At 70.2% G+C, this 15,315-nt stretch carries 12 protein-coding genes; 6 read left to right on the top strand and 6 right to left on the bottom strand.

Translation table 11 applies throughout. From position 1 onward, the window contains the following. Window positions 1-136: 136 nt before the first annotated feature. Window positions 137-2,008 carry a glycoside hydrolase family 15 protein gene (locus ACMCNK_RS12895; protein WP_412736643.1) on the top strand — a complete coding sequence of 624 codons (1,872 nt, stop codon included), beginning with the start codon at window positions 137-139 and terminating at the stop codon, window positions 2,006-2,008. 53 nt (window positions 2,009-2,061) lie between these two features. Here the strand turns inward: ACMCNK_RS12895 and ACMCNK_RS12890 are convergent, their stop codons facing one another. From ACMCNK_RS12890 to ACMCNK_RS12880, 3 genes are read right to left on the bottom strand one after another with little or no spacing between them, the layout of a single operon-like run. Next, complete coding sequence (locus tag ACMCNK_RS12890; RefSeq protein WP_412736642.1) at window positions 2,062-4,152, bottom strand: glycogen debranching N-terminal domain-containing protein; 2,091 nt, start codon at window positions 4,150-4,152, stop codon at window positions 2,062-2,064. Then, window positions 4,149-4,526: an SCP2 sterol-binding domain-containing protein gene (locus ACMCNK_RS12885; RefSeq protein ID WP_412736641.1), complete on the bottom strand. Its 378-nt coding sequence runs from the start codon at window positions 4,524-4,526 to the stop codon at window positions 4,149-4,151. The genes ACMCNK_RS12890 and ACMCNK_RS12885 overlap by 4 nt, the downstream gene beginning before the upstream one ends. A gap of 40 nt (window positions 4,527-4,566) precedes the next feature. After that, on the bottom strand, window positions 4,567-4,899 hold the full coding sequence (locus ACMCNK_RS12880; protein ID WP_412736640.1) for a carboxymuconolactone decarboxylase family protein: 333 nt from the start codon (window positions 4,897-4,899) through the stop codon (window positions 4,567-4,569). 238 nt (window positions 4,900-5,137) lie between these two features. Here ACMCNK_RS12880 and ACMCNK_RS12875 point away from each other — a divergent pair, with 238 nt between their 5' ends. The 3 genes from ACMCNK_RS12875 to ACMCNK_RS12865 all read left to right on the top strand — a co-directional run bounded on the left by ACMCNK_RS12875 (window position 5,138) and on the right by ACMCNK_RS12865 (window position 8,629). After that, window positions 5,138-6,733 (top strand): CocE/NonD family hydrolase, encoded by a 1,596-nt coding sequence (locus tag ACMCNK_RS12875; protein WP_412736639.1) that lies wholly within the window; start codon window positions 5,138-5,140, stop codon window positions 6,731-6,733. Window positions 6,734-6,864: 131 nt separating this feature from the next. Next, entirely contained in the window at window positions 6,865-7,809 is a 945-nt protein-coding gene (locus ACMCNK_RS12870) for a DUF5995 family protein (RefSeq protein WP_412736638.1), read from the top strand. Window positions 7,810-7,933: 124 nt separating this feature from the next. Next, entirely contained in the window at window positions 7,934-8,629 is a 696-nt protein-coding gene (locus ACMCNK_RS12865; protein ID WP_412740833.1) for a peptidylprolyl isomerase, read from the top strand. 9 nt (window positions 8,630-8,638) lie between these two features. Here the strand turns inward: ACMCNK_RS12865 and helR are convergent, their stop codons facing one another. Then, window positions 8,639-10,786, bottom strand: a complete 2,148-nt coding sequence (gene helR / locus ACMCNK_RS12860) for an RNA polymerase recycling motor ATPase HelR (RefSeq protein ID WP_412740832.1) — start codon at window positions 10,784-10,786, stop codon at window positions 8,639-8,641. A gap of 511 nt (window positions 10,787-11,297) precedes the next feature. Between helR and ACMCNK_RS12855 the strand changes: the two genes are divergently transcribed. Next, the gene (locus tag ACMCNK_RS12855) at window positions 11,298-11,660 is read left to right on the top strand and encodes a YciI family protein (protein ID WP_412736637.1); all 363 of its coding nucleotides are present in this window, start codon (window positions 11,298-11,300) and stop codon (window positions 11,658-11,660) included. A 93-nt stretch (window positions 11,661-11,753) separates the two neighbouring features. On the opposite strand, the gene ACMCNK_RS12850 is transcribed toward ACMCNK_RS12855, so the two are convergent. Further along, window positions 11,754-12,587 carry a class I SAM-dependent methyltransferase gene (locus tag ACMCNK_RS12850; RefSeq protein WP_412736636.1) on the bottom strand — a complete coding sequence of 278 codons (834 nt, stop codon included), beginning with the start codon at window positions 12,585-12,587 and terminating at the stop codon, window positions 11,754-11,756. Window positions 12,588-12,709: 122 nt separating this feature from the next. Here ACMCNK_RS12850 and ACMCNK_RS12845 point away from each other — a divergent pair, with 122 nt between their 5' ends. After that, window positions 12,710-13,381 (top strand): winged helix-turn-helix transcriptional regulator, encoded by a 672-nt coding sequence (locus tag ACMCNK_RS12845; protein WP_412736635.1) that lies wholly within the window; start codon window positions 12,710-12,712, stop codon window positions 13,379-13,381. Between the two features lie 17 nt (window positions 13,382-13,398). Here ACMCNK_RS12845 and ACMCNK_RS12840 read toward each other — a convergent pair whose 3' ends face one another. Next, complete coding sequence (locus ACMCNK_RS12840) at window positions 13,399-15,309, bottom strand: response regulator (protein ID WP_412736634.1); 1,911 nt, start codon at window positions 15,307-15,309, stop codon at window positions 13,399-13,401. Between the last annotated feature and the right edge of the window lie 6 nt (window positions 15,310-15,315).

Genomic DNA, 15,315 nt, shown 5'->3' with positions numbered 1-15,315 from the left:
CCGCGCTGTCGAGACCGGCGGACGTCAACGCGCAGCCTGCCCCTTGTCAGGCGCGCGGGCATCATCCTCCGCGCATGATGCCTGCGCCTGCCCCGCGGCCGAATGATCAGGAGACGGCCCGAGAAAGGTGGGTGCCATGCCCGACTATCCGCTCATCGCCGACCACGGACTCATCGGGGACCTGCAGACCGCCGCGCTGGTCGCCACGGACGGATGCATCGACTGGTTCTGCGCCCCCCGCTTCGACTCGCCCAGCATCTTCGGTGCCCTGCTCGACGCCGAGCGCGGCGGCCACTTCCGGATCACCCCGGTGTCCGGCACGTTTACCACCAAGCAGCTCTACTTCCCGGACAGCGCGGTGCTGGTCACCCGGTTCCTCACCGAGGCGGGGGTGGGGGAGGTCGTCGACTTCATGCCGATCGCGGGCCCGGTGGTCACGGCCGAGCACCGCCTGGTGCGGATGGTGCGATGCGTACGCGGGGAGATGACGTTCGCCATCGACCTGGCCCCGCGCTTCGACTACGGTCGCGAGTCGTTCGGGACGTATCTGGGTCAGGACGGCGCGGTGTTCGAGGGTCCGCGGACCGCGATGACGGTGCATCTGATCCGGGAGCCGGACGACGAGCGGATCGCGCGTACCTGGGTGGAGGACGGCGACGTGCGGGCCGAGGTCCGGCTCACCGCGGGGCAACTGCGCGGCCTCGTGCTGCAGACCGGTACGGCCGGCCCGGTGCGCCAGCTCCGGGTCGCCCAGGCGTGGCAACTGTTCGAGGAGACGGTCGACTTCTGGGCGGGCTGGCTGCGTGGGTCCACGTATGCGGGGCGGTGGCGGGAGACGCTGCACCGCTCGGCGATCACGCTGAAGCTGATGACGTACGCGCCGACCGGGGCGCTGATCGCGGCGCCGACCGCCGCGCTGCCGGAGCAGATCGGCGGGGAACGCAACTGGGACTACCGTTACACGTGGGTCCGCGACGCCTCGTTCTCGGTGTACTCGCTGCTCGGCATGGGTTTCACCGATGAAGCCGCGGCGCTGGGCCGGTGGCTGCGGGACCGGGTCGACGAGCAGGCCGACAAGGACGGCAGCGGCCCGCTGAAGATCATGTACCGGGTGGACGGCTCCAGCGACCTGAGCGAGGAGATCCTGGAGCACTGGGAGGGCTATCGCGGGTCCGCCCCGGTGCGCGTGGGCAACGGCGCCGCGGATCAACTGCAGCTCGACATCTACGGCGAGGCGTTGGACAGCCTGTACTTCGCCGACCGGCACGGGCTGGCCCCCGGCCATCAGGGCTGGCTGCGGATCTGCGAACTGCTCGACTGGGTCGCCGGGAACTGGGACCAGCCCGAGGAGGGCATCTGGGAGACGCGTGGCGGCCGGCAGGACTTCACGTACGGTCGGCTGATGTGCTGGGTGGCGCTGGACCGCGGCATCCGGCTGGCGGGCGAGCACGGCCGGCCCGGCCCGGTGGGCCGCTGGCAGACCGAACGCGACGCCCTGTATCACCAGATCATGGACCGGGGGTGGAGTCCGGCCCGCCGGGCGTTCCGCCAGCACTACGACACGGACGTCCTGGATTCCGCGCTGCTGCGCATGCCGACGGTCGGATTCGTCACCCCGGCCGACCCGATGTGGCTGTCCACTCTGGACGCGATGGAGACCGAACTGGTCACGGACAGCCTGGTGTACCGGTACGATCCGGCCGCCTCACCGGACGGGCTGCGCGGCGCCGAGGGCACGTTCTCGCTGTGTACGTTCTCGTACGTGACCGCGCTGGCCGGTGCGGGCCGGCTGGGCAAGGCGCGGGTGACGTTCGAGAAGATGCTGACGTACGCGAACCATCTCGGCCTGTACTCGGAGGAGATCGCGCTGACCGGCGAGCAGATCGGCAATTTCCCGCAGGCGTTCACCCACCTGGCTCTCATCGACGCGGCGATCGCCCTGGACCGCGAGCTGGACCGGCACCCGTCGGCGGCGACCCGCCGCGGCACCGTCCCGGCCGGTCTCTGAACCAGGGCCGGGCCTGACGGGCAATCACCCGTCAGGCCCGGCATCGGCATGCGTCAGGGTGCGACCGTACCCGAGTGGTCGGCCTCCATCGGATCCCTGCCCATCGACATCGGAGCCATGGCCACCCGGCCCCGGCCGAACGCGTCCAGGCGCCCCCAACGGCCGGGGATGTCGAGCAACTCCACCCGGCCCACTCCCTCGGGCAGCGCCGGGTCCACGACCAGGTGCTCACCGAGCGGTTCGAGGCCCAGCATCGTACGCAGCAGCAGCAGCGGCGCGCCTGACGACCACGCCTGCGGGCTGCACGCGGTCGGGTACTGCACCGGGTACTTCGTCAGCGCGCGCTCGTAGCCGCCGAACGCCTCGGGAAGCCGCCCGTTGAAGAACTCGGCCGCCTCCAGGATGCCGTCGGCGATCCGGGCGGCCTCCTCCTTGAAGCCGTAGCGGCGCAGGCCCCACGCGACGATGGAGCTGTCGAACGGCCACACCGTGCCGACGTGGTAACCGATCGGGTTGTACCGGTGCTCGCCCTCGGCCATGGTGCGTACGCCCCAGCCGGAGAACAGCTTCGGCCCGAGCAGGTGCTTGGCGATCGCCTGGGCCTTCTCCTGTTCGACGATCCCGCTCCACAGCAGGTGGCCGATGTTGGAGGCGAGCGCGTCGACCTGTGCGCCGTCCTGATCGAGGGCCAGCGCGTAGTAGTCCCCGTCGGCGACCCAGAAGTCCCGGTTGAAGCGGCGTTTCAGGTCGGCGGCCTCCCGTTCCAGCCGTTCGGCGTACGCGTTGTCGTGCCACACCAGCCGGGCCAGCCGCGCCCCGCGCACCTTCGCGTCGTACGCGTACCCCTGCAGCTCCGCGGTGGCCCGCGGGAAGCCCGGGATCCGGCCGTCGCGGTACGCGATGGAGTCCCACGAGTCCTTCCAGCACTGGTTCTCCAGGCCGGTCTCCTTGTTGCGCCGCTCGTACGAGATGTAGCCGTTGTCCATCAGGTCGGCGTACTCGTCGATCCAGTTCAGGGCGGCGCGGGCCTCGTACTCCAGGTCCCGGACCAGGTTGGTGTCGCCGGACCACCGCTCGTACTCGTCGAGCAGGACAACGTACAGCGGGGTGGCGTCGGCGGTGCCGTAGTACGGCGTGTGCGGCCGTTCCTCGAACGCGCTCAGCTCGCCGTAGCGCATCTCGTGCAGGATCCGGCCCGGGTCCTCGTCACGGAAATCGTCGACCCGGGTGCCCTGCCAGCGGCCCAGCACCCGCAGCGTGGTCTCGGCCAGTTCCGGCACGAACGGCAGCGCCTGCAGGCTGGTGAAGATGCTGTCGCGCCCGAACATGGTCATGAACCACGGCAGGCCCGCGGCGGGCAGGCTGTGCCGTCCCGCGATCGCCGGGGCGAACCGCAGCGCGGCCAGGTCGACGATGCTGCGCCGGTACGTGACCTTCATGGGCTCCCAGTCGCATTCCAGCTTGGGTGCCCGGGCGATCCACTCCTGGAGGTCCATGTGCAGGTCGCGGGGTTCGCGGTGTTTGCCGTTCGCGACGATCGGCTGCCCGTCCTTGCGGTGCATCAGCGGGGTGGCCCTCAGCTCCGTGGTCCACTCGTCGTGCGGCTGCACCTCGATCACGTACGTGAGTCCGTCCTCGCTGATCTGCGCGGGCTCACTCGTGGAGATCGCGGTGCCCCGGTGGAACGGGCCGCGCTCGTAGCGCAGCACGAGGCGATCGGATTCCACCTCGGTGTGGTATGAGCCCTTCTTCTTCTGGGCGTCCTTCACCTCGAACAGGTCCGCGAAGTCGCTGCCCGCGGCGATCTTGAGGGTCAGCTTGGCGGGCTCGTCGGCGTGGTTGAGCACGCTCACCCGCTCCTGGAAGCCGTCGCTGATGGTGCGGTGCCGGATCACCGAGATCTTGGCGTCGACGTACACCGTGCCCGTGCCGACGACCAGGAAGAACCGCGTCTCGAAGTACTGCAGGTCGTCGACGGACAGCGGGGAGAGCCGGTGGCCGTCGACCGTGAGCACCCAGGTGGACAGGTACCGCGTGTCGTTGGCGAAGAAGCCGTCCGGGTCGGTCGGTGATGCCTCGATGTCGCCGCGGCCGTCGCTGACCACGAAGTGGTTGCCGTCCAGGATTCGCACGTCGTCGGTCATGAGGAGGCTCCCACCTTCGCGGGGATCGTCTGCGGCGCGCGCCCGCCGGGTGGCCCGGGGAAGAGCCGCTGGAACGAGACGATGAGGTTCGCGTTGCCTTCCAGCCCGAGTTCGCCGCGCAGCAGGGCCGCCATCGCGTTGACCGTGCCGCCGACGAGGCCCTCGAAGACGGCGCGTTCGGCGGTGAGGATGCTGTCGGCGGGGCCGTCGCCGGGAGACACGTCGAGCTGCCCGTCCCGTACGACGAGCCGCCAGGAGTCGGTCTGCCGACCGTCGACGATGTCGAAACGGACCGTCGCCGTGACGTGGCTCAGTCTGGGTTCGTGCTTGCGTTGGCTCAGGTCCTCGAAGAAGTCGCTGATCGGATCAGCCATGGTGTGTTTCCCCTCGCTGTGCGCGCCGCCCCCGCGGCGCTCACCCGGACGCGAGCTGGATCGCTCGCTCGATGTTGGCGGCCGCGGAGACGATCCGGGCGCTGCCCACGACGGGCGCCAGTTCGACCAGTACGGCCCGGATGTCCTCCGCGGCGATCCCGATCTGGTCGGCCATCCCGAGATGGACCAAGTAGGAGCCCGGCGACGCGTCCAGCGCGACGAGCGCGCTGATGCGGGCCATCAGCGCGGTCCGTTCGTCGAGGCCGCTGTGCTGGAGCGCGTCGGCGTTCATCCGGCCCAGCGTCTCGAGTACGGGGCCGCCGCCGTCGGTCAGGTCATTGAGGAGTTCCTGTAGCTGTACCTGGGCCGTCATCCGGTCCTCCGATCGTCCCACGGATGTGGTGTGACGTCGCGAGAATCGCAGCAGTGGGCCGGGGTCCGCGTCATCCGTCCGGGACGAATCCCGAGGCACAGAAATTTAAGATTGTCAATGTCTTGTGTCACGCGAAACATCTCGGTTACCGTACGGTAACATCCGCCCGGTAGGCGCCGCCGGACACCCACAGCCTCATCCCCGATCGGGGTGCGGCTCCGTTCTTGTGAGGCCCGGCATGACGCTGCGCAGAATCCTGACCTCGCTCGCTGCGGCGACGCTGCTCCTGACCGCCGGCCCGGCACCGGCGGCCCTCGCCACCACGCCGACCACCACCGTCACGTCCACCCGCCCAGCCCTGCGGTTCGCCGACATCACCGCTCCCGATGGCGTCGTCCTCAAGGCCAATGTGATGAGCCCCGTGGTGGGCAACAACCACCCCGCGATCGTCTTCGTCGCGAGCTGGGGGCTCAACGACGTCGAGTACCTCGCCCAGGCGACCAAACTCGTCGACGACGGGTACGTGGTCCTGTCGTACACGACCCGCGGTTTCTACTTCTCCGGCGGCGCCATCGACGTGGCCGGACCGAAGGATGTCGCCGACGCGCACAGCGTCGTCGACTGGCTCATCGCCAACACCCCCACCGACCCGGCCCGCATCGGGGTCGGCGGGGTCTCCTACGGCGGCGGCATCAGCCTGCTCGCCGCGGCACACGACCCGCGCATCAAGGCCGTGGCCATGATGTCCGGCTGGACCGACCTGGTGCAGTCGCTGTACGCCGACCAGACCCGGCACCCGCAGGCCACCTGGCTGCTGCTGACCGTCGGCAAGATCGTCGGCCGCCTCAGCCCCGACTTCAAGGCGATCGCGGACGACTACTTCGCCGGGCGCAACGTGCCCGGCCTCATCGAGTACGGCACCCAGCGCTCCGCGATGACCTACCTGGACCAGCTCAAGAAGAACCACCCGGCGGTCATGATGGCCCAGGCGTACGGCGACAGCGTTTTCGGCCCCAACCAGCACGTCGACTTCTTCAACGCGTACAACGGACCCAAGCGCCTGGAATACGCCCCCGGCGACCACGCCATCCCGGAGCTGCTCGGGCTCACCGGACTGCCGAACCACGTGTGGACCAGCACCCGCCGCTGGTTCGACCAGTACCTGCGTGGCGTCGACACCGGCATCGGTACCGAGGACCCGCTGGTTCTTCAGGTGCGCAACACCGACGGCGTGGTCGAGCAGTACCCCGACTGGGCCCACGTCACCGGCTCCACCACCCGCTACTACCTCGGCGGTGCGAACTGGACCGGCACCGGCCCGATGAGCACCAGCGAGGTCAACGCGAACTGGTCCGACAAGATGTCCACCTCGGGCGACACGGTCGCGGACTCCGGCGTCGTCGTGCTGTCCAACACGGTCGAGGCGTTCACCGGCCACACCCCGCACGCCTGGCTGCCCGCGGTCAACCGCAACAAGGGTGCGGTGTGGGGCACCGGGCGTCTGCCCGCCACCCGCGTCCGCGGCATACCCAAAATGCACCTGACCATCCGGCCCAGCGCGGCTGAGGGCACCGTCGTGGCGTACCTGTACGACGTCAACTTCGCCGGCCGGGGAGCACTCGTCACCCAGGCGCCCATCAGCTGGGTGGACGCGAAGCCGGGCGAGCCGCTCACGCTCGACCTGAGACTGCCCGTGACCGCCTGGGACGTGCCCTCCGGGCACTACCTCAACCTGGTGGTCGACACCAAGGACCCGCTCTACCAGGGCACCAACCCGAAGGGGGCGACCGTGACGGTCACCGGCCCGAGCTGGTTCGAGGTGCCGCTGCACTGAGCACAAACGGTCTGACATTGCGGCGGCCGGCCCCACCCGGGGTCCGGCCGCCGCGCCGGATCCGAGGTTGTCTCGACTTTTTTCCGACATGACGGTGGTGCAGCGCCCCGGGAATGGTCAGGCTGGCAGTCGTGACATCCTTCGATCGCGACATGGCCCGCGGCAGCGCCGAAACGCTGCGGGAGCGACGGCGTACGCTGTCCGATCTGCCCATCCCCGCGGGGCGCGGCTGGGAGCCGTTACGGCTGCGCATGGCCGACGCCCTGCACGATCCGCCGACCGGCATCGGTGACGTGATCATGAAGCTGGAGACGGTGCAGGGCATCCTCGACGACCTGCCGCCCAGCCCCACCAGCAATCGGGTCTCCGCCTTCAACGACCTCTACCTCACCATCACCCGGCGGGTCGACGGCGCGCTGCGTACCGACGCCACCTCTCCGGAGTTCCTGGAACTGCTCGACGTCGAGTTCGCCAAGCGCTACTTCACGGCCCTGGATCTGTGGAACCGTGACGACGAGGACACCCCGGATGTCTGGGAGGTGCTGTTCAAACGCGCCCACGACCTGGAGGTGAGCCAGCTCGTGGCCGCGATCCTCGGGGTCAACGCGCACATCAACCACGACCTGGCGCTGGCCCTGATCTCCACCTGGGACCAGCTCGGCGCTCCCGGGGACAACCGGATCAACCCCGACTACCTGCTGGTCAACTACATCTTCTATGACGAGGTCCAGCCGTTGCGGCGCGGCTTCTCCGACGCCTGGCAACTGGAACTCGACAAGCTCGTCGGGCCGCTGGACGACTGGAGCCAGCGCGTGCTGGTCAACGTCACCCGGGCGCACGCCTGGGAGCAGGCCCGGCGGATGTGGGAGCTGCGTGCCGACCCGGACGACTTCGAACAGGCCCGGCGCACGATGGACCGCGCCGCGTCGCTGCTCGGCGAGTGGATGATCGCGGCAGACCGGGTCGTCACGGACGCCGGTGACGTGGTCGAGGGCGGCTGGCATTTCGTACGCCGCCTGTTCGGCTGGGACGACGCGGACCGCCCCGCGGACGTCGCCGCGGCCCGCGCGCGGTGACCCACCTTGACCAATCCATGGGCTTCGATTAGACCGGCTGGTGTCAGTCGAGTCCAAGGAGGACAAAGTGGTCCACGAACGTCCGCGTATCCGCGTCAGAGCGCTCGGCCCGGTGCTGGCCACGATGGTCATTGCCGGAACCGTCCTCGCCGGGGCCTCGCCGGCGGCGGCGAGCAGCACCGACCCGACCGAACCCACCGGCGGCCCCTGCGCGTTCACGCCCACGCCGGACGAACCGGCCGCCCGGCCGGTGCCGTTGCCACCGGACCCCCGCACGACGCCGAGCCGGGGCACCGTACGGGTTGTCCTGCGGACCAGTCTCGGACCGATCCCGTTGGTGCTCGACCGGGCCGAGGCGCCCTGCACCGTGCTGAGCTTCCTGCACCTGGCCCGGCACGGGTTCTACGACCGCACCCCCTGCCACCGACTCACCGCGTACTCGACGCTCAAGGTGCTGCAGTGCGGCGACCCGACCGGTACGGGCGAGGGCGGCCCGGGTTACCGCTACAAGGACGAGCTGCCCACGGACCTGCCCCCGGCCCCGACCGATCCGACGGGTGCCCGCCGCGTGTACGCCCGCGGTGTCCTGGCGATGGCCAACGCCGGGCCGGACACCAACGGCAGCCAGTTCTTCCTGGTCTACGCGGATTCCGCACTGCGGCCGAACTACACCATCTTCGGCACGGTGGAACCGGCCGGGCTGGACACGCTCGACCGGGTGGCGTCCGGCGGCGTGGCTCCCACCCCGGACGACCCGGCGCCGGTCGACGGTGCCCCGGCACTGTCCACGGTGATCACTCGGGCACAGATCCGCCGGTAACCACCCGACTCAGGAGCTCGTGAGGATGACGAGCTCCTGAGTCGCCCGGGTCATCGCGACGTACCGGTCGACCGCGCCTTCGATCCCGTCGCCGAAGCTCTCCGGGTCGACCAGGACGACCAGGTCGAATTCGAGCCCCTTCGACAGTTCCGGGGCCAGCGACCGCACGCGGGCCGTGTCCGCGACCGTGGGATCGCCGATGACGCAGGCGATCCCGTCGTCATGCGCGGCCAGCCAGTCGTCCAGGATCGACCGCAGCCGCGGCACCGGCCCGTACCCGACCGGGCGGCCACCGCTGCGGATCGACGTCGGCACGTTGGCGTCCGGCAGAGCGGCCCGGATGACCGGCTCGGCCTCCACCATGACCTCCTGCGGCGTCCGGTAGTTGATGCTCAGCCCGGCCAGTTCGATCCCGCTGAGCCCGATGCGTTCCAGCCGTTCCCGCCACGATTCGGTGAAGCCGTGCCGGGCCTGGGCGCGGTCCCCGACGATCGTGAAGCTGCGCGACGGACAGCGGAGCAGCAGCATCTGCCACTCGGCGTCGGTCAGCTCCTGCGCCTCGTCCACGACGATGTGAGCGAACGGCCCGGCCAGCCGGTCCACCTCGGCCGCGGGCAGCACCGCCTCGTCGACCAGGGAGTTGCGCATGTCCGCGCCGCGCAGCATGGACCACACGCCTTCGCCGTCGTCGTAGGCGTTCGCGTCGAGCAGGTCGTCGACGACCCGGGTCATGTGGACGCGTTGGGCCGCCAGTGTGGCCCGTTCGCGGCGCTTGCGGGTGGACGCCTGCGGGTCGCCGAGCCGCAGCCGGGCCGCGTCCAGCAACGGCAGATCGGCGACCGTCCAGGCGTGCGGGTCGTCCCGCTGCAACGCGCGGACGTCGTCGGGGCCGAGCCAGGGCGCGCACTTGCGCAGGTACGCGGGCACCGACCACAGGTCGGCGACGAGGTCGGCCGCCTCCAGCACCGGCCACGCCCGGTGGAACGCGGTCCGCAGCGCCCGGTTATCCACCAGCGAGCGCCGCAGCAGGTCCTCCGGCTCGTCGCCGTCGTACCGGTTCATCAGGATCGTGAGCAGTTCCTCCCAGACCTCGTCGCGGGCCTCGTTGTGCGGTGTGCCCGGCCCCGGCGCCTGGAACGCCTCGGCCCAGTCGTCGGCGCTGAGCCACATGTCAGAGTCGCCGGTCGTGACCGTCATGCCCGTGGGGGGCGGCTCCTCGTAGAACCGGACGGCCGTCTCGATCGCCCGTACCAGGTCGGCGGACGCCTTGAGGCGCGCCACCCGCGGGTCGGTCTCCGGCCTGGCGGTGGCTCCCTCGGCGACCAGGTCCCGCAGCGTGCAGGACTGCACGCCCTCCTCGCCGAGGCTCGGCAGCACGTCCGCCACATACGCCAGGTACGGCTCGTGCGGGCCGACAAACAGCACACCACCGCGGCGGTGTTCGAGCCGAGGGTCGGAGTAGAGCAAGTAGGCGGTCCGGTGCAGGGCCACCACTGTCTTGCCGGTGCCCGGACCGCCGTCGACCACCAGCGCGCCGTGCGAACCGGCCCGGATGATGGCGTCCTGGTCGGCCTGGATCGTGCCGAGCACGTCGCGCATCCGGGCCGACCGGTTCGTGCCCAGGCTGGCGATGAACGCGGACTGGTCGTCGAGCGCGGCGGCGTGGCCCGCGAACTCGTCCGCGGTGAACACCTCGTCCCAGTAGTCGGTGACGCGGCCGCCGGTCCAGCGGTACCGGCGCCGGTGCGCCAGACCCATCGGGTTGGCGTGGGTCGCGCCGAAGAACGGCTCCGCCGCGGGGGAACGCCAGTCGAGCAGCAGCCGGCGGCCGTGGCCGTCGGTGAGGCCGAGCCGGCCGACGTACACGGGTTCGGTGTGGTCCGCGCCGACCATGCGGCCCAGGCACAGGTCCAGGCCGAAGCGGCGCAGGGCACGCAGGCGGGCGGTGAGGCGGCGGACCTCCTCGTCGCGGTCCACCGCCCGACGGCCGATGCCGCCGGGCGCTCTGCGTACGGCGTCGAGGCGGTCGGACAGTTCGGCGATCGATTGTTCGAGGCTGTCCGCGATCGCCGCGAAATGCCGCTCGTCGTCGGCGATCAACGCCGGTCCGGCCTTGGCGGCCAGCCGTTCGGGAAGGTCGAAGGCGCTGGTGGTCAGCGGGCTCACGGCATCAGCTCCGATGTTATTTGCGCAGGTTGAGCGATTCTGCGCCATCACCCGGGCCTTGCCGCAAGCCCCCCGGTCTGCTATAGGTTAGAAGTGGAAAGCGGTGAGTGATCCCGTTTCCCATTCCCCATCGAAAGCGCCGGCCAAGAAATCAGCCGGCGCTTTCGCTTGCGAGAACGCTCAGAAACGGAAACGCCCGATCATGGCGTCGAGCTCCTTGGTGAGGTCGGCGAGCTGGGCCGCGGCGTTCGCGTTCATCCAAGGTCGGGGTCCAGCGCGCGCTGGACGACACCGCCAAGCAGTATCACGAGATCCTCACCGACTACGCCGCCGGCTGACCGCCGCCGACACGCCGTCCCCACCCCGGACTTTTCCGGCCCGCGCCGGAAAATGTTCGGGGCGACCTGTCGAATCGGCACGGGCCCGTTCGACGGGTTGGTGACGGCTGGTCGTTGCGCCCGGGAGGCCCCGGGCCCCAGCCGGAGACGACAGGGAGACGGCGATGCGGTTTCTGATGATGCACCGGCTCGACGAACGCGCCCCTGAGGCGTGGAACCCCAGCCCGGAGTTCATCGAGAAGATGGGCGCGTTCATCCAGGACTCGATCGACAAGGGCATCCTGATCACGGCCGAGGGCGTCCACCCGTCCGAGAAGGGTGCCCTGGTGCGCAAGGCCCGCGGTGGCGCGACCACCGCGACCGACGGGCCGTTCACCGAGGCCAAGGAGGTCATCGGCGGCTTCGCGCTGGTCAACTTCGCGGACCGGGCCGGGGCCGTCGAGTACGCCCGGAGCTACGCCGCGCTGTTCGACGAGGTGGAGGTCGAGGTGCGCCAGGTGGTCGAGTTCGACGAGCTGCCGAGCTGAACCGCCGCGGTGCGGGTGGCCGCCACGAGAACTCCCGTGTCGGCCACCACGAAAACCGCGTCGGTCACCCCGCCGCTGAGGACCGGCGGGCCGTCAGTGGCGGCGGCCGGTCACCAGCAGGTACTCCCAGTTCATCACCCCATCGTGGAAGTACCGGTAGGCCAACTCGGTCAGGGCCCGGTCGAGGGCGGCGACGGAGTCCGGCTCCCCGGCGATCGACCGGTACACCGCGATCGTCGGCCCGTAGTGGGCCTTGAAGTAGCCGACGAACGCGGCCGGATCGGCGAACCTGTCCACTCGCAACATCCGCCGGCGCGCGGTGAGATCCGTGAAATGCTCGCCGAGCAGGTCGCGGACATGCTCTTCGTCGCCCCACAGCGGCGGCTGGGCACCCGGCGGCGGGGGCGGCGCGTACGGCTTCATCGCCGCGAACATCTCACCGATGAACCCCTGGGGGGTCCAGCTCAGCACGCCCACGGTGCCGCCCGGCCGGCACACCCGGGCCAGTTCGCCCGCGGCGGCGCGATGATGCGGGGCGAACATCACCCCCAGGCACGACAGCACCGTGTCGAAGCCTGCGTCGGCGTACGGAAGATGCTCCGCGTCGGCCTGCTCCCAGGCCAGCGTCGCCCCGTGCTCGGCGGCCCATGCCTGGCCCGGTGCGAACAGCTCCGGGGTCAGGTCGCTGGCGATCACCCGCCCCCCGGCCAGCGCGGCGCGGATCGCGGCGCTGCCGGACCCGGCGGCCACGTCCAGCACCCGGTCGCCGGGCCGGACCCCGCACGCGTCCACCAGGACCGCGCCCAGGTCGCCGACCAACTCGGCGGCCACCCGGTGATAGTCGCCCAGCGCCCACATCGCCCGGTGCCGGGCCTTCAGCGTACGGTCGGCCCGCGCGGCCGCAGGCTCGATCGTCTGCGTGTCCATCGGTTGTTCCCCCTCGTCGTTCCAGTACGACCGGAACCGACACTAGGAACCCCGGTGTCCCCGAACCAGTACGAAATCTGTACCGCGTAGCGTCTCCGGCGGCTGAGCCCTAGCCTGCAGGCATGGGCTCTTCCTACCGGCAGTTCTGCCCGGTCGCCAAGGCCATGGAACTGCTCGACGAGCGGTGGACGCTGCTCGTCGTGCGGGAGCTGGTGGCCGGCTCGGAGCGGTTCAACGAACTGCGCCGCGGGCTGCCGCGCATGTCGCCCACGCTGCTGTCGCGGCGACTGCAACAGCTGATCAAGGCCGGTGTCGTGGAGCGCCGGACGGACGGCGGCGACGTGCGGTACGTGCTGACCCCGGCCGGGCAGGAACTGCGTCCGGTGGTGGAGGCGCTCGGCGCGTGGGGGGCCCGCTGGATCGGCGAGCTGGGCGATGAGGACCTCGATCCCAAGCTGCTGCTGTGGGACATGCATCGCCACGTCGACCCCGACGCCGTACCGGCCGGGCGCACGGTGGTCCAGTTCCGGTTCCCGCAGGCCCGGCCCCGCGACTGGTGGCTGGTGATCACACCGGACGATGTGGACGTGTGCGACGGCGACCCGGGCCACCCGGTGGCGGTCACGGTGATCGCTGACCTGCGCGGCCTGGTTCAGGTGTGGCGGGGCGACCTGAGCTGGCCCGCCGCCCTGCGTACGGGCGTGGTGGAGATTCAGGGCCCGGCCGCGTTGCGCCGCTCGCTGCCCGGCTGGTTCACGCTCTCGCCGTTCGCCGCGGTGGCCCGTCCGGTCTGAGCGTCGCGGCGGCCGGCTCAATGATGCGCCGGGGTGGCGTCGCTGCTGGACGTGCTCTCGTGCACGGCCCGCAGCAGCTCGTCCGCGGTGAACGGCTTGTAGATCATGGGGACCCGCCCGGCGCGCAGGCGCTGGCTGGTCGGAGTGTCCTCGGTGGACCCGGAGATCAGCATGATCAGGGTCGTCGGGTGGTCGCGGAGGGCGGTTTCGGCGAGTTGGTAGCCGGACATGCCGGGCATGACGATGTCGGTGATGAGGAGGTCGTAGGGGTGTTGGTGGAGATGTTGGAGGGCGGTGTGGCCGTCGGGTGCGGCGGTGACGTGGTAGCCGTGGCGTTGGAGGATGCGGGTGGTGGCTTGGCGGACGTCGGGGTCGTCGTCGACGACGAGGATGTGCTGGCCGTGGCCGGGTGGGGCTTTGGTGGTGGTGGTTGTGGTGGTGGGGGTGTGGGTGGTGCTGAGGGGTAGGAGGATGCGGAAGGTGGTGCCGACGCCGGGTTGGGTGGTGAGCGTGATGGTGCCCTGGGCTTCGGTGATGATGCCGTAGACGGTGGCGAGGCCGAGGCCGGTGCCGTGGTGTTTGGTTTTGGTGGTGAAGAAGGGTTCGAAGACGTGGGTGGCGATGTCTTCGGGCATGCCGGTGCCGGTGTCGGTGATGTTGAGGTGGGCGTAGTGGCCGGAGGGTAGGGGTGGTGGGGGGTTGGTGTCGGGGGTGAGGGTGGTGGGTCCGTCTTCGATGATGATCATGCCGCCGTCGGGCATGGCGTCGCGGGCGTTGATGACGAGGTTGAGCAGTACTTGTTCGATGCGGCTGCGGTCGGCGCGGATGGGGAGTGGGTGGGGGTGGAGGTGGGTGATGAGTTCGATGTGGGTGCCGATGGTGCGGTCGAGGAGGGTGCGGGTGTCGGTGATGATGGTGTTGAGGTCGATGGTTTGGGCGGTGGTGGGTTGTTTGCGGGCGAAGACGAGGAGTTGGCGGGTGAGGTCGCGGGCGCGTTCGGCGCTGGCTTTGGCGCGGGTGAGGTCGTTGTGGGTGTCGGGGTCGGTGGTTTGTTCGAGGGCGAATTCGAGGTAGTTGAGGTTGATGGCGAGCAGGTTGTTGAAGTCGTGGGCGATGCCGCCGGCGAGTTGGCCGAGGCTTTCGAGGCGTTCGGCGCGGGCGGAGCGTTCGAGGATCTGCTGGCGTTGGCGGTCGGCGCGTAGCTGATCGGTGATGTCGCGTTCGATGCCTGCGGCCCCGATGACGGTGCCGTGCCGGTCGCGTACCGGGGAGATGCTGGTCGACAGGTCGATGACGGTGCCGTCCTTGCGAACTCCCTGAGTCTCGACCGCGGCCATGCTCTCGCCGCGGACCAGCGCGTCCAGAGTGGACTGCAGGGTGTGCATCCGTTCCGGAGTGATCACGTTGGCGACGCTCTGCCCGATCGCCTCGTCGGCGCTCCAGCCGTACGTGCGGGCGGCGCCCTCGTTCCAGGTGGTGACCGTGCCGTGCAGATCCACCGTCATGATCGCGTCCTGGGACGACTGCACGATCGCGGCCAGCATCGACTCGTCCTCGGCCGCGCGTTTGGCGTGGCGTTCCAGCAGACGCTGGCGGTAGGCCACCGCGATGCTGATCAGGATCATGCCGGCGATCACCCACAGGCGCAGCTCCTGGTTCAGCGTGCCCGCCCCGCCCGTCCAGGACGAGGTGGCCCAGCCCACCAGCAGGGCGAGCGCCCCGACCCCGGCCACCGCCCACGGGCGGGCCGTCGCCGCGGCCAGTACCGGCCCGACCACGACCAGCCCGAACAGCATCAGATCCGGAGGCGCCAGCAGCTCCGCGAGGCCGGCCAGCAGGACGAGGAGTACCGCGAGCGCCAGCGTCCCGACCCGCCACCACCGGTCGGCGAGCGAGCCGCGGTCGCCTCGCCGTACCGCAAGCTTCATGCGCAG

Origin of the sequence: Krasilnikovia sp. MM14-A1259, from assembly GCF_047159535.1 — a bacterium.
In the GTDB taxonomy this organism is placed as follows: Bacteria; Actinomycetota; Actinomycetes; order Mycobacteriales; family Micromonosporaceae; genus Actinoplanes.
Note: the sequence above shows the minus strand (reverse complement) of the source record. Positions and strands in the feature narration are given on the sequence as shown.